Source organism: Thauera sp. 63, assembly GCF_000310165.2.
Taxonomy (GTDB): Bacteria; Pseudomonadota; Gammaproteobacteria; order Burkholderiales; family Rhodocyclaceae; genus Thauera; species Thauera humireducens.
The window spans coordinates 1-20,019 of the sequence record NZ_AMXC01000046.1; the positions used below are offsets into that span (position 1 = coordinate 1).

Consider the following 20,019-nt stretch of genomic DNA (forward strand, 5'->3'; position numbering starts at 1 on the left):
TGGGGCGGCGGCGGCGGCGGCAACCGCAGGCGCAGGCGCGGCAGCGGCCGGTGCCGGGGCTGCGGCGGCAGCACCCGACGCCTCGACCTTGATCAGCACCGTGCCTTCGGCAACCTTGTCGCCGATGCCGACGAGGATCTCCTTGACCACGCCGGCGGCCGACGAGGGCACGTCCATCGTGGCCTTGTCCGATTCCAGCGTCGCGATCGCGTCATCGACGGCGATGGTGTCGCCGACCTTCACGAACAGCTCGATCACCGGCACGGCGTCGAAGTCGCCGATGTCCGGAACCTTCACTTCAATGAGTTGGCTCATGTTCTTGTCTCCTTGCCTGCTCAGACCGACATCGGGTTCGGCTTGGCCGGGTCGAGGTTGTACTTGACCATCGCCGCGGCGACCTTGTCGCGGCCGATCACGCCGTCATCGGCCAGCGCCTTCAGTGCGGCCAGCGTGACCCATTGGCGATCCACCTCGAAGAAGTGGCGCAGCTGCTCGCGGGTGTCGGAGCGGCCGAAACCGTCGGTGCCCAGCGTGACGTAAGTGCGGTCGAGCTGCGAGCGGATCTGCTCGGGGAACATGCGGATGTAGTCGGTGGCGGCAACGATCGGACCTTCGAAGCCGGCCAGCTTCTGCTGCACGTGGGTCTTCTTCGGCTCTTCCATCGGGTGCAGCAGGTTCCAGCGCTCGATGTCGTGGCCGTTGCGGGCCAGTTCGTTGAAGCTGGGCGCGCCCCAGATGTCGGCCTCGACGCCCCAGTCGGCCTTCAGCAGTTCGGCGGCGGCGATCACCTCGCGGAAGATCGTGCCCGAGCCCATCAGCTGCACGCGCGGGGCCTTGGCCTCGGCGCCTTTGCGGAACAGGTACAGGCCCTTGAGGATGTCGCTCTCGGCCCCGGCCGGCATCTCGGGATGTTCGTAGTTCTCGTTCATCACCGTGATGTAGTAGTAGATGTCCTCCTGCTCGGCGAACATCCGGCGCATGCCGTCCTGCACGATCACCGCGACTTCGTACTGGAAGGTCGGGTCGTAGCTGATGCAGTTCGGGATCATGTTGGCCATCAGCAGGCTGTGGCCGTCCTCGTGCTGCAGGCCTTCGCCGTTCAGCGTGGTGCGGCCGGCGGTACCACCGATCATGAAGCCACGGGTGCGCTGGTCGGCTGCCGCCCAGCACAGGTCCATGGTGCGCTGCAGGCCGAACATCGAATAGAAGATGTAGAACGGCACCATCTGCACGCCATGCACGCTGTAGGCCGTGCCGGCGGCGATCCAGTCGGCCATCGCGCCGGCTTCGTTAATGCCTTCCTGCAGCACCTGACCGGTCTGGCTTTCCTTGTAGAACATGAGCTGGTCATGGTCTTCCGGTACGTACTTCTGGCCTTCCTGGTTCCAGATGCCGTACTGGCGGAACATGCCTTCCATGCCGAAGGTGCGGCTCTCGTCCGGCACGATCGGCACGACGTGCTTGCCGATCTGCTTGTCCTTCAGCAGCGTGTTCATGATGCGCACGATGGCCATCGTCGTCGACAGCTCGCGACCCTCGCCCGAGGCCTTGAGCAGCGCGGCAAAGGCGTCGAGTGCGGGCACGGCCAGCGGCGCCGCCTTGGTGCGGCGCTGGGGCAGGAAGCCGCCCAGGTCCATGCGGCGCTGCATCATGTACTTGTACTCGGGGGAGCCTTCCTCGAACTTCAGGTAGGGCAGTTCCTCGAGCTTGTCGTCCGGCACCGGCAGGCCGAAGCGGTCGCGGAAGCGGCGGATCGCGTCGACATCCATCTTCTTCTGCTGGTGCGAGATGTTCATCGCCTCGCCGGCCTGGCCCATGCCGAAGCCCTTGATCGTCTTGGCGAGGATCAGCGTGGGCTGGCCCTTGTGCTCGGAGGCGGCCTTGTAGGCGGCGAAGATCTTGAACAGGTCGTGGCCGCCGCGGTTGAGCTGCCACACCTGGTCGTCGGTCCAGTCGGCCACCAGCGCCTTGAGTTCGGGCGTGTTGAAGAAGTGCTCGCGCACATAGGCGCCGTCCTTGGCCTTGAAGGTCTGGTACTCGCCGTCGCAGGCTTCCATCATGCGGCGCTTGAGGATGCCCTTCTTGTCGCGAGCGAACAGCGCGTCCCAGGCCGTACCCCAGATGACCTTGATGACGTTCCAGCCCGCGCCGCGGAACTCGGACTCGAGCTCCTGAATGATCTTGCCGTTGCCGCGCACCGGGCCGTCCAGGCGCTGCAGGTTGCAGTTGATGACGAAGACCAGGTTGTCGAGCTTTTCGCGCGCGGCCATGCCGATGGCGCCCAGCGATTCGACCTCGTCGGTCTCGCCGTCACCGAGGAAGGCCCACACCTTGCGCTTCTCGGCGCGGGCGGCGTCGATCATGCCGCGGCTGGCCATGTACTTCATGAAGCGCGCCTGGTAGATGGCGCACAGCGGGCCCAGGCCCATCGACACGGTGGGGAACTGCCAGAAGTCGGGCATCAGCCAGGGGTGCGGGTAGGACGAGATGCCCTTGCCGCCCACTTCCTGGCGGAAGTTGTCCATCTGCGCTTCGGTCAGGCGGCCCAGCATGAAGGCGCGGGCATAGACGCCAGGCACCGAGTGGCCCTGGAAATAGATCATGTCGCCGTCGTGCTGCTCGGAGGGCGCGTGCCAGAAGTGCGAGAAGCCGACGTCGTACAGGGCAGCCGCCGAGGCGAACGAGGCGATGTGGCCGCCGACGTTGGTGTTCTTGTTCGCGCGCACCACCATCGCCATCGCGTTCCAGCGGATGTAGGAGTGCAGCTTGATTTCCATGTCAGCGTCGCCGGGGTAGGGCGGCTGCTGCTCGGCCGGAATCGTGTTGATGTACTCGGTGGTGGCCGAGTAGGGGATGTTCACCCCTTCCTGGCGGGCGGTCGCGATCAGGGTCTCGATCAGGTAGTGGGCACGCTGCGGGCCTTCGTGTTCGACGACGGCCGCGAGTGCTTCGATCCATTCCTTCGTTTCCTGCGCATCCGTGTCGGTTTGCGGGAGAACGTTGCTGATTCCGGTCATGGTTTGTCTCCTCATGACGTTCGGTTGGCGAACCCTGCCTGGTGGGCAGGACACTGTTTGGTACGGACGCAGCCCTCCAGACAACCGGATGGCTGATTTTTCGAACTATAAAACGCCTTTTCGCTATGTGCAATATCTAAATCAGGGAGGTGCACGCGGACGGCGCAACGGGGCGTTCGCGGCGGCGCCGTGGAATGGAACAGAAACGGCGCGCTCACAGGGATGAGGGCGCCGTCGTTTGGGCAGGGTCAGGACTTGGGAAAAGGATCGGCCGGGGGCGAGGGAGGGAGGGAGAGTCCCCCGGCCGATCAGGCAAACGTGGAAACCAGGGCCGTTCATGGCCACATCGCGCGCTGGCGGTCGGCCTCGTAGGCAAACACGACCTGGCCGTTGCGCACTTCGCCGACGTGGATCTGATGAGGCGAAGTGAGCGTCTCGTGCTGGTCGCGCAAGTAGGGACGCGCATAGGTCATGATGACGCCTCTCACCGGTTCGCGCAGATCCTCGAGCGCTGCGCGAATGCGGTCACCCTCGAGGCTGTTCGCCTGGCGGATGGCCGCCGCGAGCAGAAGCGCAGAATCATACCCCTGTGCGGCGGCAGGGGGGACGGGAATGCGCTGGGTGCCGGTCGCACGCTGCCAGGCGTCGAGGAAATTGCGCGCGGCGGGGGTGGCCGGGTCGGGGATGAAGGTCTGCGGCATGCGTGCGCCTTCTGCATTGGGGCCGGCGTTGTCGATGAAGTTGGACATCGCCAGGGTCCAGCTGCCGATGATCGGCACGCGCCAGTTGAGTCGTGCCAGCGTGTTGGCGATCTGCGCGAGCTCCGGGCCGATGCCGTAGGTGAGCACGGCCTCGGCGCCGGCATCGCGCGCGTGTTGCAGCGGCGCGGTCATGTCGGCCTGACGCAGCTGGAAGCGCTCGACCGCTACGGGCGAGATCCGGCTCCGCCGCAAGGCCTCGATGAGATCCTCGCTGCCCAGCACGCCGTAGTTGGTGGCGTCGTGAAAAATGGCGAGCCGTTGCAGGCCGCGGCGCGTCACCGCCTCGTCCACGATCACCTGGGCCTGCACGCTGTCGTTGGCGGACACGCGGAAGATGTAGTTGTCGGCGAACTCGGGGGGCAGGAACTGGCGCGTGATCAGGGTGCCGGTGGCCACCGAAGTGATCATCGGGATGCGCGCCAGTTGATAGTGGCGCTGGCTGGCCAGCGCGACGCCGGTGTTGACGATGCCGAGCGCGGCGACGATGCCCTCGCGCTGGATCAGCTCCTGTGCGATCTGCGCCCCGCGCTCGTTGCGCGCCTCGTCGTCGCGTTCGATCAACTGTATCGGGCGGTCGAGCAGCCCACCGGCGGCGTTGATCTGGCTGGCTGCAATGCGGATGCCTTCGCGCATCGAGATCCCCATCGGGCTCGAGCCGCCGGTGAAGGGGCCGCAGACGCCGATGCGGATGGGCTCGATGTCGGCGGCGCGGACCGAAACCGCGCGTCCGCCGAGTGCGCAGGCGGCGAGAAGGGGAAGGGCGGCAAGCACGCGGCGCCGGGTGGCGGAAGGCATCATGGTTCGACTGTAGGGGTTGGCAAGGGCGCTGAAATATTGGCGAAAACCCGACTGGCGGCGTACGGGTTAAACCGGATGACGGGCGGACAGGGGCTCGCCGACAATCGGTGGCCCGATATTGCGCCGCGTCATCAATCCACATCAGCGACCTGACTGGCCGTCATTTTCCCATGTCCGAACCTGCGTCCGCGCGCGGCAGTCCGCCGCGCTGGTATTGGGCCGCCCCTTATGTGGCGGTGGTGTTCTTCGCCCTGAGCATGCTGGCCCTGGTCTGGCTGCTGCAGCAGCGCGAACTCGAGACCGAGCGCGGCGCCATCGTGCGCGACCTGCAATGGGCCGAGCAGACCATGCGCCGGCAGATGCTGGGCACGGAGGAGTTCCTTGGCCAGCTCGCGCGCGATGTCGCTGCCGACGCGCTGGATCACGACGGCTTTCAGCTGCGGGCCAACCAGCACATCGCCAACAACAGCGAACTGGCGAACATCGCCTGGGTGGGGGCGGACCAGATCGTGCGCTGGACCGCGCCGTTCGACACCACCGACTGGCTCAGCGGCGAAGCGCTGGCCGGCGAGCAGATCCGCCTCATCGAACGGGCGCGCACTTCCGGCCGGCTTGCCTATGGCGACGCCTACCGCACGGCGCGCGGCGACACGGTGCTGGAGGTCTACACCCCGGTGCTGCGCGGCGGCGAGTTCCGCGGCGCGGTGGTGGGCGCCTATTCGGTCGAGCGCATGGTGCGCCACCTGGTGCCGGCCTGGTTCGCGGACAAGTACCGCCTGGCGCTGCGCAGCGCACGCGGCGAGGTGCTGGCGGTCAGCTCGACGTTGCAGGACATCGACGAGTCGCTGTCCTTCGAGCTCGCGCTCGATCCGCCCGGCAACGGGCTCGCCCTGCGCGCCACTGCGCTGCGCACTGGCGGCGATCTGCCCAAGGCGCTGCCGGCGGTACTGATCCTTGGCCTGTCGGTGCTGGTGCTATGGAGCCTGTGGTCGCTGCGCATCCACGTGATGCGGCGCGTGCAGGTGGAGAAGGAGCGCGACCGGCTGTTCAACCTGTCGCTCGACATGCTGTGCGTGGTCGGCATCGACGGCACGTTCCGCCGCTGCAACCCGGCCTTCGAGCGCATCCTGGGCCATGCCCCCGACAGCCTGCCCGGCCAGTCGCTGATCGATTTCGTGCATGCCGAGGACGTGGGGGCCACGCTCGAGGAGCTGCGCCGCCTGGCGGGCGGTGAGCCGGTGAAGTTCGAGAACCGCTGCCGCTGTGTCGACGGCAGCTACAAGTGGCTGGTGTGGAGCATCAACCCGGTGCGCGAGGAGCGTCTCGTGTATGCGGTCGCCCACGACATCACCGGACGCAAGGCCGCCGAGGAGGCGCTGCGCGCCGAGTCCGCCTTCCGCAAGGCGATGGAGGATTCGGTGCTCACCGGCCTGCGCGTCATCGACCTGACTGGCCGCATCGTCTATGTGAACTCCGCGTTCTGCCGCATGGTGGGCTGGAGCGAGGACGAGCTGGTCGGCATGACCGCGCCCTTCCCCTACTGGCCGCAGGAGACGCGGGCGGTGTGCGAGCGCAACCTGCATCTCACGCTGACCGGGCAGGCGCCGGCGAGCGGTTTCGAGATGCGCATCCAGCGCAAGAACGGCGAGTGCTTCGATGCACGCTTCTACCTGTCGCCGCTGATCGACACCAGCGGTCGCCAGACCGGCTGGATGGCGTCCATCACCGACATCACTGAACCCAAGCGCGTGCGCGCGGCGCTGGAGGCGGCGCACGAGCGCTTCGAGGCCGTGCTGGACGGGCTGGACGCCGCGGTGTTCGTGGCCGATGCGCGGACCGACGAGATCCTGTTCGCCAACCGCGCCTTCAAGCGCATCCACGGTTTCGATGCCGTCGGACGAACGGTGCGGGGTGTGGCCGTGCCCCAGCCCGAACGCGGCGACTACCGTGTCGACCCGCGCGGTCTGGCGCCGGCCGACCTGCCGCGCGAACTCTTCGACGGCGAACTGCAGCACCCGCTGTCGGGCCGCTGGTACCACGTGCGCGAGCAGGCTACGCGCTGGGTCGATGGGCGCGTGGTGCGCATGGGCATCGCCACCGACATCACCGACCGCAAGCAGACCGCCGAGGTGTCGCGCCAGCAGGAAGAGCGCCTGCAGCGCACCTCGCGCCTGATCACGATGGGCGAGATGGCCTCCACCCTGGCGCACGAACTCAACCAGCCGCTGTCGGCCATCGCCAACTACTGCGCGGGGTGCGTGACGCGCATGCAGAGCGGCAAGTGGAAGCCCGAGGACGTCCTGGCGGCGATGCAGAAAGCCAGCTTCCAGGCTGATCGTGCCGGCAAGATCATCCGCCGCGTGCGGGAGTTCGTGAAGAAGAGCGAGCCGCGCCGCAGTGCCGTCAGGCTCACCGACATCCTCGACGACGCGCTGGGCTTCGCCGACATCGACGCCCGCCGCACCGGCATCAAGCTGGTGGCCGACGTCGAGCCCGAGCTGCCGCCGGTGTTCGCCGATCGCATCATGATCGAGCAGGTCTTGCTGAACCTGATCCGCAACGGCCTCGACGCCATGGCCGAGACGCTGCCCGAGCAGCGGCTGCTGGTCGTGCGCGCACGCAGCTTCGGCGACGATGCGGTGGAGGTGGCGGTGATCGACCGCGGCCATGGCATCAGCGAGGAGGGGCGCCAGCGCCTGTTCACGCCCTTCTACACGACCAAGACCGAAGGCATGGGCATGGGGCTCAACATCTGCCGCTCGATCATCGAGTTCCACGACGGGCGACTGATCGTCGACGAGAACCCCGAAGGGGGTACCATATTCTCGTTTACCTTGCCGACGGAGTTTGCCAGTGAGCGAGTTGCCCGCAGCGCCTGATCAGACCATCCATGTCGTCGATGACGACGAAGCCCTGCGCGACTCCATGACCTGGATGCTCGAGGGCAATGGCTACCACGTGGCCGCATACGACTCCGCCGAGGCCTTTCTGGCCGTGTGCCGCCCCGACATGGCGGGGTGCGTGGTGCTGGATGTGCGCATGCCGGGCATGAGCGGGCTGGAACTGTTCGAGGAGCTGGGGCGCCGCCGCTGCAGCCTGCCGGTGGTCTTCATCACCGGCCATGGCGACGTGCCGATGGCCGTGTCGGCGCTGAAGAAGGGGGCGGTGGATTTCATCGAGAAACCGTTCAGCGAGCGCGACATGCTGCGCCTGATCGAGCAGTGCCTGCAGCTCGAGCGCGAGAATCGCGACAAGCGGCGGCTGGAGGCCGATACCGCACGCCGGCTGGAGCATCTCACCCAGCGCGAGCGCGAGGTGCTCGATCTCATCATCGTCGGCAAGCTCAACAAGCAGATCGCCGACGTGCTTGGCATCAGCATCAAGACCGTCGAGGTGCATCGCGCGCGCGTCATGGAGAAGATGGGCGCCAATTCGCTGGCCGAACTGGTGCAGCACGTGGTGACCGTGGAGCCGGGCGCGCTGCTCAGGTAGCCCCCCTCGGGCGTCCGTGCCCTGCCGATTCCGATGCCGTTTTTCCCGGAATGGGTTCGCTTGATTGGATCGATTCCGGGAATCGTGCAGTGTGATAATTTCCGGCAATGACCGGAATCAACGCACTCTTTCTCCTTGTGGGCCTGCTGCTGTTCATCAGCGTGCTGGCCAGCACCATCTCGGCCCGGCTTGGCCTGCCGCTGCTGCTGCTCTTTCTCGGCGTCGGCATGCTGGCGGGCGAGGACGGGCCGGGCGGCATCGTCTTCAACGACTATTTCATCGCGACCCTGATCAGCCAGCTGGCGCTGGCGGTGATCCTGCTCGACGGTGGTCTGCGCACGCGGGTGGCGAGCTTTCGCGTGGCGCTGAAACCCGCGGCGGTGCTGGCAACCTGGGGCGTGATCGGTACGGCCGGCCTGCTCGGTATCTTCGCGACCTGGCTGCTGGACGTTGACTGGCGGCTGGGCATGCTGCTGGCGGCCATCGTCGGCTCGACCGACGCCGCGGCGGTGTTCGCGCTGCTGCGCAACAGCGGGGTGAAGCTCAACGAGCGCGTGCAGGCGACGCTGGAGATCGAGTCGGGCGCCAACGACCCGATGGCGATCCTGCTGGTGGTTGCGCTGGTCGAGATGCTGCTGCACCCCGAGAAGGCGAGCGCGGCCGGCGTTGCCTGGATGCTGGTGAGCCAGATGGGGCTGGGGGCGCTGATCGGTCTCATCGCCGGATGGGTGCTGTCGCGCCTGATGGCCAGGCTGAGCCTGGCCGAAGGCCTGTATGCGCTGCTGATCCTGTCGGGCGGGCTGCTCATCTTCGCTGCAACCAACCTCCTGAATGGCAGTGGCTTCCTCGCGGTCTACCTGGCCGGCGTCGTGGTCGGCAACCGCCGCAGCCATGCCACCGAGCATGTGTTGCGCGTGATGGATGGACTGGCCTGGCTGTCGCAGGCGGTGATGTTCGTCGTACTGGGCCTGCTGGTGTCGCCGACCAACATGCTGGCCCATGCGTGGGAGGCGATGGCAATGGCGGTCTTCCTGACGCTGGTGGCCCGCCCGATCGCGGTGGCCATCGGCCTGTGGCCGTTCAACTACAAGCGCAACGAGCTGGCCTACGTCAGCTGGGTGGGGCTGCGGGGTGCGGTGCCGGTCACGCTGGCGATCTTTCCGGTGATGATGGGGGTGCCCGACTCGGACCTGCTGTTCAACGTGGCCTTCGCGGTCGTGTTGCTGTCGCTGCTGGTGCAGGGCGCGACGGTGCCGGTGGCGGCGCGCTGGCTCAAGGTCGATGTGCCGCCGCGGCCCGAACCCGTCGATATGCGCGAAGTGTGGGTGGGGGACAAGGCCGCGCTCGATCTGCTGGAGTATCGCGTCGAGGCGGGTTCGCGCGCGGAAGGTCGCCACCCCGACGATGTCGCCGCCGAAGCGGGCGGCATCAGCGTGCGCTGCGTGGCCCTGGTGCGTCGTGGCAAGCTGCAGCGAATGGGGCTCAACACGCGCATGCTGCCGGGGGATTCGCTGTGGCTGGTGGCGCCGGACGAGGTGTCGGGGGAGATCGCGCGCCTCTTCACCAGCAGCGGCGACGAACTGACGGCCAATGCCAGCTTCTTCGGCGAGTTCGTGGTCGATCCGTCGGCGCTCGCAGGTGATCTGGCGCTGACCTACGGCCTGAGCCTGGAGGACGACGAGCTTCGCATGTCGGTACGCGACATGATGCGGCGCAGGCTGGGGCGTCCGGCAGTGGTCGGTGATCGCCTGGTGGCGGGCGCTTTCGTGTTGACCGTGCGCGAGATGGGACCGGGTGGCGTGATCGCTGCCGTCGGCCTGAAGTGCCCGTCGCTGGCCGCACCCAGGCGCGACTAGGTCACGTGCCCGCGACGAGGGCGCGCTCCCGCGAGCCGGGGCGATGAATCAGGGCAGTACGCTGCCGGGGCGCCTTGCTGTAAAATCGTGCGCTTTTTCGAGGCTCTACCGATGACCGCTCGCATCATCGACGGCAACGCGCTTTCCGCGCAGGTCCGTGGCGAAATCGCTGGGCGCGCCGCAGCATTGACGGCGCGTGGAGTGCAACCCTGCCTGGCGGTCATCCTGGTCGGTGGGGATCCGGCGTCGGCGGTCTACGTGCGCAACAAGGTCGCCGGTTGCGAGAAGGCGGGCATCCGCTCGCTGCGCTTCGACTATCCGGAAAGCGCCACCCAGGACGAGGTGATGGCTAGGCTCGCCGAGCTCAACGCCGACCCCGCGGTGCACGGCATTCTGGTGCAGTTGCCGCTGCCGAAGCACCTCGACGAAACCGCGGTGCTCGAGGCCATCGACATCAAGAAGGACGTCGACGGCTTCCACGCCGAGAACGTCGGTCGCCTGTCGCAGGGCCGTGAAGCCTTCATTCCCTGCACGCCGCATGGCGTCATGAAGATGCTCGAGAGCACCGGCACGCCGGTGCAGGGCGCCGAGGCCGTGGTGATCGGCCGCTCGAACATCGTCGGCAAGCCGATGGCGATGCTGCTGACGAACGCCGGTGCCACCGTCACCGTGTGCCATTCGAAGACGAAGGACCTGGCCTTCCATACCCGCCGCGCCGACATCCTGGTGGCGGCCATCGGCAAGCCGCGCTTCGTCACCGGTGACATGGTCAAGCCGGGCGCCACCGTCATCGACGTGGGCATCAACCGGCTGCAGGATGGCCCCGACGCCGGCAAGCTGTGCGGTGACGTGGATTTCGAATCGGCCAAGGCCGTGGCCGGCGCCATCACCCCGGTGCCGGGTGGCGTGGGGCCGATGACCATCACCATGCTGCTCGAGAACACCGTGATTTCCGCCGAGCGCGCCGCGCGCGCCTGCGGCAAGTAAGGACAGCGAGATGAGCGAAACCAAACCCGTCGTCGGCATCATCATGGGCTCCAACTCCGACTGGCCCACGATGAAGGCGGCCGCGAAGATGCTGGAAGACTTCGGCGTGCCCTTCGAGGCCAAGGTCGTCTCCGCCCACCGCACGCCCGATCTGATGTTCGAGTACGCCGAGGCCGCGCGCGGCCGCGGGCTCAAGGCCATCATCGCCGGCGCGGGCGGCGCGGCGCATCTGCCGGGCATGGTCGCGGCCAAGACCACGCTGCCGGTGCTGGGGGTGCCGGTGCAGTCCAAGGCGCTGTCGGGGCAGGATTCGCTGCTGTCCATCGTGCAGATGCCCAAGGGCATTCCGGTCGCCACCTTCGCCATCGGCGAGGCGGGCGCGGCCAATGCCGGGCTGTTCGCGGTGGCGCTGCTGGCCACCGAGGATGCTGCGCTGGCGCAAAAGCTCGCCGACTTCCGTGCCCGCCAGACCCAGGCGGTGCTCGACATGACCCTGGATTGAGAGTCGCATCATGATCCTCCCGCCTGCCACCCTTGGCATGCTCGGCGGCGGCCAGCTCGGCCGCTTTTTCGTTTCGGCCGCGCACGAGATGGGCTACAAGGTCTGGGTGCTCGATCCCGACCCGCACAGCCCCGCCGGCCTGATCGCCGACCGCCACCTGGTTGCTGCCTACGACGACTACGTCGCGCTCGACACGCTGGGCAACGGATGTGCCGCAGTGACGACCGAGTTCGAGAACGTCCCTGCAGACACGCTGGACTACCTCGCCAAGTTCATCCCCGTGCATCCGGCGGCGAGCGCGGTCGCGGTATGTCAGAACCGCATCGCGGAGAAGAGCTTCCTCGCCGACAACGGCCTCCCGCACGGTCCCTTCGCCGCCATCCGCAGCGAGGAGGACGTGCGCAACGCCAACGCCGGCCTGTTCCCGGCCGTGCTCAAGGTGGCGCGCTTCGGTTACGACGGCAAGGGCCAGGCCCGCGTCGCCGACCGCGACGAGGCGGTGGCCGCCTTCCAGCACTTCAAGGGCGAGCCCTGCGTGCTGGAGAAGATGCTGACGCTGGACTACGAAGTGTCCGTGGTGCTGGCGCGCGACGAGGCGGGTAACGTGCGCTGTTTCCCGACCGGCGAGAACCGTCACCGCAACGGCATCCTCGACGTCACCATCGCGCCGGCGCAGGCGTCGGCCTGTCTGAGGGACAACGCGCAGGAGATTGCCGAGCGCATCGCCGACAAGCTCGGCTACGTCGGCACGCTGGGCGTGGAGTTCTTCGTCTGCCGCGGCGAGCTGTTCGTCAACGAGATGGCGCCGCGTCCGCACAACAGCGGTCATCACACCATCGACGCCTGCGACGTCAGCCAGTACGAACAGCAGGTGAGGGCGCTGTGCGGCCTGCCGCTGGCCACGCCGCGCCAGCATTCCGCGGCGGTCATGGTCAATCTGCTCGGCGAACTGTGGTACGAGGACGGAAAGGGCCACGGCGCCTACCGCGAGCCGGACTGGTCGCTGCTGCACGCCGTGCCCGGGCTGCGGCTGCACCTGTACGGCAAGCATCACGCCCGCCCGGGACGCAAGATGGGCCACTTCGTGGTGACTGGCGACGATGCTGCCGCGGTGCTGGAGCACGCGCTGGCTGCGCGTGCCGCGATCGGCATCCGCGACGCGTGAGCGCACGACGATGAGCGACACCGGGATCAAGCCGCGCGGCCGCATCGAACCGCCCACACTGGTCGCCATCCGCGAGGCGGCCGATCTGCTGCGCGCCGGCGACATCGTCGGCATGCCGACCGAAACGGTGTATGGCCTCGCCGCCGATGCGTTGAACCCGGAAGCGGTCCGCAAGATCTTTGCCGCCAAGGGGCGGCCGGCCGATCATCCGCTCATCGTCCATTTGCCCTCGGCCGACCACCTGCCGCGCTGGGCGGCCAGCATCCCCAAGGACGCCATCGCGCTCGCGCGCGCCTTCTGGCCCGGCCCGCTGACGCTGATCCTGAAGCGCACGCCCGAGGTGCCCCTTGAGGTCACCGGCGGCCAGGACACGGTCGGCCTGCGTGTGCCTTCGCATTCCATCGCGCTGGCCATGTTGCAGGTGTTCGATTCCGGCATCGCTGCGCCCAGCGCGAATCGCTTCGGCCGCATCAGCCCGACGTCCGCCGTGCATGTCCAGGAGGAACTGGGCGAGCGCGTGGCGATGATCGTCGACGGCGGCGCGTGCGCGGTCGGCATCGAATCGACCATCCTCGACTTCTCGCGCGATGTGCCGGAGATCCTGCGCCCCGGCGCCATCACGCCCGACGACATTGCCCGCGTCATCGGTCGCCGTCCGCGCGTGCGCGGCGAAACCGAGCCCGCAGCGGCCACCGAAGGCGCTGCCGTACCAGCGCCGCGCGTCTCGGGCGCGCTGGCGGCACATTACGCCCCGCGCACGCCGCTGCGCCTGGTCGAACCCGCGCTGCTCGCCGACGAGGCCGCCACGCTGGCGGGCGAGGGTAGCCGCGTCGCCGTGCTTGCGCACGCCACGCCCAATCCGCACGACGCCCGCTTCATCTGGCAGGCGATGCCGGCCGATCCCGCCGCCTACGCGCACGAGCTCTACGCCAACCTGCGCGCCGCGGACGCCCTCGACGCCGACTTCATCCTCATCGAAGCCCTGCCGGGTGGGCCCGGCTGGGCTGCCGTGGCCGACCGCCTCGGGCGCGCCGCGGTGGGCTCCGGCGCGGAGGACGACTGAGGTTGATCATGGCTGCGCCGAAGCGGAAAGGGGCTTCCATTTCGCGCGCCGGCTCACTATAATTCTCGCTCTTTCAGGGCCGATAGCTCAGCTGGGAGAGCGCCGCGTTCGCAATGCGGAGGTCGAGGGTTCGATCCCCTTTCGGTCCACCAGATACCCTAAGATAAAAGCCTGATTATTCGGGCTTTTTTCTTTTGTGCTTCCGGCTCGTTCGATCTGATCAGTCATCCTTGCTTAGTTTCAGGGTGACGTACGGGTGACAGCCGGGTGACCGACCATCGGCACCAAGGCTCCCACAGCGGTTCACGTCAGGTCAAGATTCTGCGGGTCTTGTTGCCCCTCCCCCTTGCTCCCTCGTTCTGAGGTCGAGCAATGCACTGATCACCATCAAGCAGGACAAGGATGGGCGCTACTGCCTGAACGATTTGCACAAGGCAGCGGGCGGGGAGAACCGACACCGTCCTCAGTTCTGGCTGGCGAACGAATCAACCGAAGATCTGATAGCCGAGATGGAAAAGGATGGAAATCCTACCTTTTCTACGAAGTGGGGCCGAGGAGGTGGCGCCTACGTCTGCAAGGAACTGGTCTATGCCTACGCGATGTGGATCAGTCCCGCGTTCCACCTCAAGGTCATCCGTGCGTATGACCGACTGGCTGGGAGAACAGCTATTTCTCCGATGCGGATAGAATAGGGGTTCCCGCATAACCAACAGCTGTTAAGGGGAAGTCATGGACGAAAAGGTGTTAGAGGGGTTGTTGTTCTGCATCGAGGAACTACAGGCGCAGGTTTCTGCGCACCAGACATTGCTTATCGCGCTGCTTTCTGCAGCAGAGCGAACACCCGAACAGGCGGCTCTCGTGAAGGAGATCCTCGGTAAGGCGGAGGCGGGTGTGCAGGCTACGTTGATCGCGTCTCCCCTGCCTGACAATGCGCTTGCTCTTCGGCAGCGGCGCTTGATTGAGATGCTTCCGCTGGGTTTTCGATCAGCTGTTGAAAATTGAGCAACGCAGTCCAACTCTTCAACTTCAACAACAACCAGATCCGCGTGGTCGAGATCGAAGGTGATCCGTGGTTTCTTCTCAAGGATGTAGCAGAGACCATCGGACTGAAGCCCCACTCCAAGGGAGGGCATCACCATCACTTGCTCTACCTCGGTTCTGAAGAGGTTTCCCACAGTTCAGAACTGGGGGTAACGCTCCCGGGAAGCGGTATGTACCACGCAAAATGGATCTCCGAGTCCGGTCTCTACAAGCTGGTGATGCGTTCGGACAAACCCGAGGCCCGCCGCTTCCAAGACTGGGTGACCAAGGAAGTCCTGCCGTCGATTAGCAAGACCGGTGCTTACGTGGTGGGGCAGGCTCGTGAGGGTTTCACCGCAAAATTGTCTGGGGTCTCTCTCGCGCGGGCTGGAGCGGCTACCCCCCGGTGCCCCCTCAGACCTCTGCGGTCCCTCGCCTATGGCTGTCACAGTTCAACTCACAACCTTGCCCACAGCTTCCCCGGTCTCCGCTGACTCTCCTTAGCTGGTCACTTAACGAACGCTTAGTGACCGCCGCAGGTGCCCCCTTGTAATGTGGTCACTAACATAGGGTATTTACTTCGTGACCATCTCTCTATATCGTGACCACCTGTTAGTGATCACCAAGGGGAACAACATGGCAGTCTTCGGATACGGGCGAGTCTCCACCAGCGACCAGACCAGCGAGAACCAACGCAGGGAGATCGAGGAGGCAGGTTATCGGGTTGAACACTGGTACGCCGACGAGGGGATCTCGGGTAAGACTCCCGCTACCTCCCGTCCTCAGTTCCAGAAGCTCCGTTCCTACATCCGCCCCGGTGAGACTCTGGTGGTCTCCAAGCTTGACCGACTGGGGAGGGATTCTCTTGATGTTGAACACACCCTCAGGGATCTTGAAGCGCAGGAGATCCGAGTCATCGTCCTTCAACTTGGAGCCACTGACTTGACCTCTACCGCTGGGAAGCTGATCAGGAAGGTTCTTGCAGCAGTGGCCGATATGGAACGGGACTTGATCAAGGAACGGACCCAAGCGGGTCTAGCCCGAGCGAAGGCCGAGGGGAAGTCACTGGGGCGTCCTGCGAAGCTCATTGGGAAAGACCAGAGACGAGAGGTCTTGGAGATGTTGAGCGAGGGGAAGTCTCTGGGGCAGACTGCGGAAGCCTTCGGGATCTCTCGGGCTTACGTGGCAAAGATCAAGAAAGAGGCCACGCTACAGCCCTCCTGAGGCTCTCCCTAGCGGTACTGACGGGGTCAGGTGATACCTACCCCTTAACGAGGACTCAGGGACGCAGGGGAGAGGTGACTTCCTTCTGGCCTTGGTGGGAGAGGGGGCGAATGGTTAATAAATAAGGAATGCTTATGTGGTCATAACCCCGACACCTTAGGGATAGGGCAACTTATCCCGGAGCCGACGAAGGGAACTCAGGATCAGACGATCTCGTGTACCTCTGCTCCGCTGAGTCAACGGATATCCGCAAGGATGCCCGACGACTACACGACACTTTGAGCCAGGACAGCCCCTATCCCCCTGTGACACCACAGGCTCGCGATAGACGGTGAAACAGACCTGATCAGACAGTCGGGGAGGTGATGGCCCCCGGTTTAGTCTGGCTACATACCCGTTTGGGTGTGGTGTGTTGTGGATGGCGGAGCCTCTGAAGAGAATCTAGGATCAGCCGATCTTTCTCTCTTAGGATAATCCTTAGGATTCTCTCCCTAGTTGTTCATCATTGAAGGTTATCAACAATAAACACCTCCTCGGACTTCTACAGTCTCTCTGTAGATCCCTTGAGAGTTGAACAGCTTCGCTGTACTCAAGACCGCTACAGCCCCTCTGTAGCATCAAGCCTTCCGGCTTCCTCTTGGTTGGTTATCCATACCGGTTATCACTGACCAAGATCATCCCCTAGACCACCTTAACGCCCCTCTGGCCTTCCGAGGAAGACAACCAGAGACCGGCCTAAGGCTGGCTCAGGCTTGACCAGTTATTCACCCGTCAAGGGTGGCACGCTGGTTTTTTCCTCTTACTACGTCACTCCTGCCCCTATTCATCAGCTCCCCGCTAGATGAGCGGCAGGCGTTCGTCTGTATCTCCGAGATTCCTATGGCTACCTCCCGAGTAAAAAACACTAACTCCCACTCCCGAGAGTTCCGACTAGATCCCCTCAGTCTCTGTCGTTTGGCTTGGCTTCAATCCTTCTTTGAACATCATGGATGGAAGCCCTCCGGTTCAGTCATCGTTCGTCGGGCCTTGGCGCTATACCTCGCCCATGTTGAATCGTTGATGGCTGAAGAGGCAGAGAGTCTTGATTACGAACTGGTCAGGATCAAGGCCCACACCCACAACGAGATCTCACCCCTCAGTGATGTGGAGCGATTCAATGGTCGCCCCCTGAGTGAGATGCTGCAGGACTCCCGAGAGTCCAAGCTCCGAGATGAATTTGGCTTGGATCGTCCCAGCCCACAGCAGTCCGAGCAGTGGCGACAGCTATGGGAGAAGTTGGACCGAGGCGAGAAGGTATGAGCGCCGCACCACGCGAACAGCTTCAGGAACTCCACAGGCTCCTTGCTGGAACGTTTCTCGACTACCTGACCAAGACCCCGCAGGACGAGTGCACAGCTTCGATGCTGGAGGTGATCCGTTCATTCCTCCGTGATAACGGGATCACAAAGTGAATCGCCCCGGGTTTTGAGGAGGCTCCAACTCTTGAGAAGATGGAGCCATGAACAAATCATCGAAGTTTTCACCGGAAGTGCGTGAGCGCGCTGTGCGCATGGTGCAGGAACACCGAGGCGAGTACCCCTCGCTGTGGGCGGCGATTGAATCGATCGCCCCCAAGATTGGCTGCGTGCCGCAGACCCTGCATGACTGGGTCAAGCGCGAGGAGATTGACGGTGGCCAGCGCGATGGGCTGACGAGCAGTGAGCGCGAGCGCCTCAAGCAACTGGAGCGAGAGAACAAGGAGTTGCGCCGTGCCAACGACATCCTCAAGGCGGCGAGCGCGTTTTTCGCCCAGGCGGAGCTCGACCGCCGTTTGAAGAGCTAAAGCACTTCATCGACCAACACCGTCACACGTTCGGGGTCGAGCCCATCTGCCGGGTTTTGCAGATGGCCCCGTCCTGTTACTGGCGCCATGCGGCACGCCGACGCAACCCGCAGCTCCGCAGTCGCCGCGCGCGGCAAGACGACAGCCTGGCAAACGAGGTCCAGCGCGTGTGGCACGCCAACTGGCAGGTCTATGGTGCAGACAAGGTCTGGCTGCAGATGAACCGTGAGGGCATCCGGGTGGCCCGCTGTACGGTCGAGCGGTTGATGAGGCGCTTGGGGCTTGAGGGGGTACGTCGTGGCAGGAAGGTCCGCACGACGCTTCCCGACGCCTCGGCGCCCTGCCCACTGGACCGGGTCAATCGGGTGTTCAAGGCCCGCCGCCCCAATGAGCTGTGGGTGTCGGACTTCACCTACGTTTCGACTTGGCAGGGGTGGTTGTATGTCGCCTTCGTCATCGACGTGTTCGCCCGGCGCATCGTGGGCTGGCGCGTCAGTCGCACCATGCAGACCGATTTCGTCCTCGACGCGCTGGAGCAGGCTTTGTACGAACGGCGGCCCGATGCCAACGGCTTGGTTCATCACTCGGACCGAGGCGCTCAGTACCTGTCCATCCGCTACTCCGAGCGGCTGGCTGAGGCCGGCGTGAAACCGTCGGTGGGCAGTCGTGGCGACAGCTACGACAACGCACTGGCCGAGACCATCAACGGCTTGTACAAGACTGAGCTGATTCACCGCCGCGCGCCCTGGAAGAGCAGGGAATCGGTGGAGTTGGCCACCCTGCAGTGGGTGCACTGGTTCAACCACACCCGACTGCTCGAGCCGATTGGTTATATTCCACCGGCCGAAGCTGAGGCAAACTACTTCCGGCAACTCGCCGAGAAGACAGAGACCGCAGTCTTAACTTAAACCAACCGGCCTCCTCGAAACCCGGGGCGATTCAAAGGACTTGACCTCATACGCTGATGTTCAATCGTCCTTAGGCTCTCTGGCGTCCCTTGATATTCCGTTCTTTAACAATTAGCCATGAAACCAACCCTTCAACAACGTAATACCGAGTTCAGGGGCAAGCCTTGTGTCTTCCCCGGTTGCGAGAAGTCCCGCACTAGCGTTAGTCAGTATTGTTCGCACCACAGACGAACGGCTAGTTACTTCGGACACCCCGAGGGGAGGGCTATTCGTCGTCGGGAATATCTCAAGGAACTAAAGGACGTCGCCGAGCTTCTCCAGTCGAATCAAGACCACCCCGGTCTGACCTCGGTCCTTCGCTGGTTGAACGAGTGGATGGCCTTGGCTTCGACTGGAGATGCCCCCTGCGGCCATAGCGTGTTCAAACACCTACACAGCCGACAGGTTCCCGCCCTCGATCTCCTTACCGAGATCTGCGCCGTCTGGTTATTTGCCCACAGGAACCTGTCAGGCGACACCGTAAATTGACCCCCTAGCGACACGAGGAACTGACCCCCTCGTTCGCAAGGAGGCCACTGTTGGAAACGAAGCACAGCGAGGTGAATCCTGTACGCCGTCTGGTTTGCGGAGTGCAGGAGATGTTGGAGCCGGAGGCGGTCACGACGATCGTTCGGTTGGGGCAGTCGGGGTGGGGCGCGAAGCGGATTGCCAGGACGTTGGGCATCGCGCGCAACACGGTGCGGCGCTATCTGAACGCGGGCGGGCCGGTGCCCTACCGGCAGCCGCAGCGCGACAGCGTGCTGGGCGGTCATGAGGCGTGGCTGCGGGAGCGTTTCCTGCAGCACCGGGGCAACTGCGACGTGGTGCGTCAGCAGTTGAGCAAGGAGCTCGGGATCGACACGAGCCTGCGCACGGTCGAGCGCGCGTGCCGTGGGTTCCGCCAGGAGCTTGAAGCCAGTCGCCGTGCGACGATCCGCTTCGAGACTGCGCCGGGCGAGCAGATGCAGATCGACTTCGGCCAGACGCGGGTGCTGATCGGTGGCGAGCCGGTGCGGGTGTTCCTGTTCGTGGCGACGCTGGGCTATTCGCGCCGGGGGTTTGCGTGCGCGTTCCGGCACGAGCGCCAGAGCGTGTGGTTTGCCGGGATCGAGGCGGCCTTTGCGCATTTCGGCGGACGGCCGCAGACGCTGCTGATCGACAACGCCAAGGCGCTGGTCGACAAGCACGACACACAGACGCGCCAGGTTCGGCTCAACAGCCGCTTCGAGGCGTTCTGCCGGCACTGGGACATCGCTGCCCGGGCATGCGCGCCGTTTCGCGCCCGCACTGTCACTGACCGCCACAATAGAGCCACCGATGATCGGCATATAGAAGCCACTCGAACCGGGCTCTGACGGACGTCGT

The 20,019-nt window shown here is 64.9% G+C and carries 17 protein-coding genes, 1 tRNA gene and 1 other annotated feature; of the genes, 15 read left to right on the forward strand and 3 right to left on the reverse strand.

Features of this window, described 5'->3' with window-relative positions; all coding sequences use genetic code 11:
- The 3 genes from C664_RS18855 to C664_RS18865 all read right to left on the reverse strand — a co-directional run.
- Positions 1 to 315 (reverse strand): biotin/lipoyl-containing protein (locus C664_RS18855; protein ID WP_004292441.1); only part of this gene is annotated, 315 nt, incomplete at its 3' end.
- 20 nt (positions 316 to 335) lie between these two features.
- A complete protein-coding gene (gene aceE / locus C664_RS18860) occupies positions 336 to 3,017 on the reverse strand; it encodes a pyruvate dehydrogenase (acetyl-transferring), homodimeric type (RefSeq protein ID WP_004292443.1) in 2,682 nt (893 codons plus the stop codon).
- 335 nt (positions 3,018 to 3,352) lie between these two features.
- Positions 3,353 to 4,576 carry an ABC transporter substrate-binding protein gene (locus C664_RS18865; RefSeq protein ID WP_038012474.1) on the reverse strand — a complete coding sequence of 408 codons (1,224 nt, stop codon included), beginning with the start codon at positions 4,574 to 4,576 and terminating at the stop codon, positions 3,353 to 3,355.
- A gap of 170 nt (positions 4,577 to 4,746) precedes the next feature.
- Between C664_RS18865 and C664_RS18870 the strand changes: the two genes are divergently transcribed.
- The 15 genes from C664_RS18870 (at position 4,747) to istA (ending at position 20,009) form a co-directional block, all read left to right on the forward strand.
- Positions 4,747 to 7,455: a PAS domain S-box protein gene (locus C664_RS18870; RefSeq protein WP_004292446.1), complete on the forward strand. Its 2,709-nt coding sequence runs from the start codon at positions 4,747 to 4,749 to the stop codon at positions 7,453 to 7,455.
- Positions 7,430 to 8,068, forward strand: a complete 639-nt coding sequence (locus tag C664_RS18875) for a response regulator transcription factor (RefSeq protein WP_004292448.1) — start codon at positions 7,430 to 7,432, stop codon at positions 8,066 to 8,068. Before C664_RS18870 ends, C664_RS18875 begins: the two co-directional genes overlap by 26 nt.
- Positions 8,069 to 8,175: 107 nt before the next feature.
- A complete protein-coding gene (locus tag C664_RS18880; RefSeq protein ID WP_004292450.1) occupies positions 8,176 to 9,924 on the forward strand; it encodes a potassium/proton antiporter in 1,749 nt (582 codons plus the stop codon).
- A gap of 111 nt (positions 9,925 to 10,035) precedes the next feature.
- Positions 10,036 to 10,911 carry a bifunctional methylenetetrahydrofolate dehydrogenase/methenyltetrahydrofolate cyclohydrolase FolD gene (folD, locus tag C664_RS18885; protein WP_004292452.1) on the forward strand — a complete coding sequence of 292 codons (876 nt, stop codon included), beginning with the start codon at positions 10,036 to 10,038 and terminating at the stop codon, positions 10,909 to 10,911.
- A 10-nt stretch (positions 10,912 to 10,921) separates the two neighbouring features.
- Positions 10,922 to 11,413 carry a 5-(carboxyamino)imidazole ribonucleotide mutase gene (purE, locus tag C664_RS18890; protein ID WP_004292454.1) on the forward strand — a complete coding sequence of 164 codons (492 nt, stop codon included), beginning with the start codon at positions 10,922 to 10,924 and terminating at the stop codon, positions 11,411 to 11,413.
- Between the two features lie 10 nt (positions 11,414 to 11,423).
- A complete protein-coding gene (locus C664_RS18895) occupies positions 11,424 to 12,578 on the forward strand; it encodes a 5-(carboxyamino)imidazole ribonucleotide synthase (protein WP_004292458.1) in 1,155 nt (384 codons plus the stop codon).
- A gap of 10 nt (positions 12,579 to 12,588) precedes the next feature.
- Positions 12,589 to 13,641 carry an L-threonylcarbamoyladenylate synthase gene (locus C664_RS18900; RefSeq protein ID WP_038012483.1) on the forward strand — a complete coding sequence of 351 codons (1,053 nt, stop codon included), beginning with the start codon at positions 12,589 to 12,591 and terminating at the stop codon, positions 13,639 to 13,641.
- A 76-nt stretch (positions 13,642 to 13,717) separates the two neighbouring features.
- Positions 13,718 to 13,793, forward strand: a tRNA-Ala gene (locus C664_RS18905).
- 228 nt (positions 13,794 to 14,021) lie between these two features.
- On the forward strand, positions 14,022 to 14,333 hold the full coding sequence (locus tag C664_RS21310; RefSeq protein WP_443080705.1) for a KilA-N domain-containing protein: 312 nt from the start codon (positions 14,022 to 14,024) through the stop codon (positions 14,331 to 14,333).
- A 37-nt stretch (positions 14,334 to 14,370) separates the two neighbouring features.
- The gene (locus tag C664_RS18910; protein ID WP_004292461.1) at positions 14,371 to 14,643 is read left to right on the forward strand and encodes a hypothetical protein; all 273 of its coding nucleotides are present in this window, start codon (positions 14,371 to 14,373) and stop codon (positions 14,641 to 14,643) included.
- The gene (locus tag C664_RS18915) at positions 14,640 to 15,155 is read left to right on the forward strand and encodes a BRO-N domain-containing protein (RefSeq protein ID WP_004292463.1); all 516 of its coding nucleotides are present in this window, start codon (positions 14,640 to 14,642) and stop codon (positions 15,153 to 15,155) included. The genes C664_RS18910 and C664_RS18915 overlap by 4 nt, the downstream gene beginning before the upstream one ends.
- A 142-nt stretch (positions 15,156 to 15,297) precedes the next feature.
- Positions 15,298 to 15,885 carry a recombinase family protein gene (locus tag C664_RS18920; protein ID WP_038012477.1) on the forward strand — a complete coding sequence of 196 codons (588 nt, stop codon included), beginning with the start codon at positions 15,298 to 15,300 and terminating at the stop codon, positions 15,883 to 15,885.
- Positions 15,886 to 17,180: 1,295 nt separating this feature from the next.
- Positions 17,181 to 17,336, forward strand: a complete 156-nt coding sequence (locus tag C664_RS20750) for a hypothetical protein (protein WP_004292469.1) — start codon at positions 17,181 to 17,183, stop codon at positions 17,334 to 17,336.
- Between the two features lie 47 nt (positions 17,337 to 17,383).
- Positions 17,384 to 18,615, forward strand: a protein-coding gene (locus C664_RS18935; RefSeq protein WP_443080617.1) for an IS3 family transposase whose coding sequence is annotated in 2 segments (ribosomal slippage) — positions 17,384 to 17,675 and positions 17,675 to 18,615 — 1,233 coding nt in all. Because the reading frame shifts where the segments join, the coding sequence is not laid out codon by codon here.
- Positions 17,662 to 17,778 (forward strand) — a sequence feature (AL1L pseudoknot). It overlaps the preceding gene by 117 nt.
- A gap of 638 nt (positions 18,616 to 19,253) precedes the next feature.
- A complete protein-coding gene (gene istA / locus C664_RS18940) occupies positions 19,254 to 20,009 on the forward strand; it encodes an IS21 family transposase (RefSeq protein WP_232435141.1) in 756 nt (251 codons plus the stop codon).
- Positions 20,010 to 20,019: the final 10 nt, after the last annotated feature.

Coding starts and splice junctions, on each gene's coding strand:
- aceE (WP_004292443.1), bottom strand. CDS start 3,017: ATGACCGGAATCAGCAACGTTCTCCCGCAAACCGACACGGATGCGCAG.
- C664_RS18865 (WP_038012474.1), bottom strand. CDS start 4,576: ATGATGCCTTCCGCCACCCGGCGCCGCGTGCTTGCCGCCCTTCCCCTT.
- C664_RS18870 (WP_004292446.1), top strand. CDS start 4,747: ATGTCCGAACCTGCGTCCGCGCGCGGCAGTCCGCCGCGCTGGTATTGG.
- C664_RS18880 (WP_004292450.1), top strand. CDS start 8,176: ATGACCGGAATCAACGCACTCTTTCTCCTTGTGGGCCTGCTGCTGTTC.
- folD (WP_004292452.1), top strand. CDS start 10,036: ATGACCGCTCGCATCATCGACGGCAACGCGCTTTCCGCGCAGGTCCGT.
- purE (WP_004292454.1), top strand. CDS start 10,922: ATGAGCGAAACCAAACCCGTCGTCGGCATCATCATGGGCTCCAACTCC.
- C664_RS18895 (WP_004292458.1), top strand. CDS start 11,424: ATGATCCTCCCGCCTGCCACCCTTGGCATGCTCGGCGGCGGCCAGCTC.
- C664_RS18900 (WP_038012483.1), top strand. CDS start 12,589: ATGAGCGACACCGGGATCAAGCCGCGCGGCCGCATCGAACCGCCCACA.
- C664_RS18910 (WP_004292461.1), top strand. CDS start 14,371: ATGGACGAAAAGGTGTTAGAGGGGTTGTTGTTCTGCATCGAGGAACTA.
- C664_RS18920 (WP_038012477.1), top strand. CDS start 15,298: ATGGCAGTCTTCGGATACGGGCGAGTCTCCACCAGCGACCAGACCAGC.
- C664_RS20750 (WP_004292469.1), top strand. CDS start 17,181: ATGAGCGCCGCACCACGCGAACAGCTTCAGGAACTCCACAGGCTCCTT.
- istA (WP_232435141.1), top strand. CDS start 19,254: ATGTTGGAGCCGGAGGCGGTCACGACGATCGTTCGGTTGGGGCAGTCG.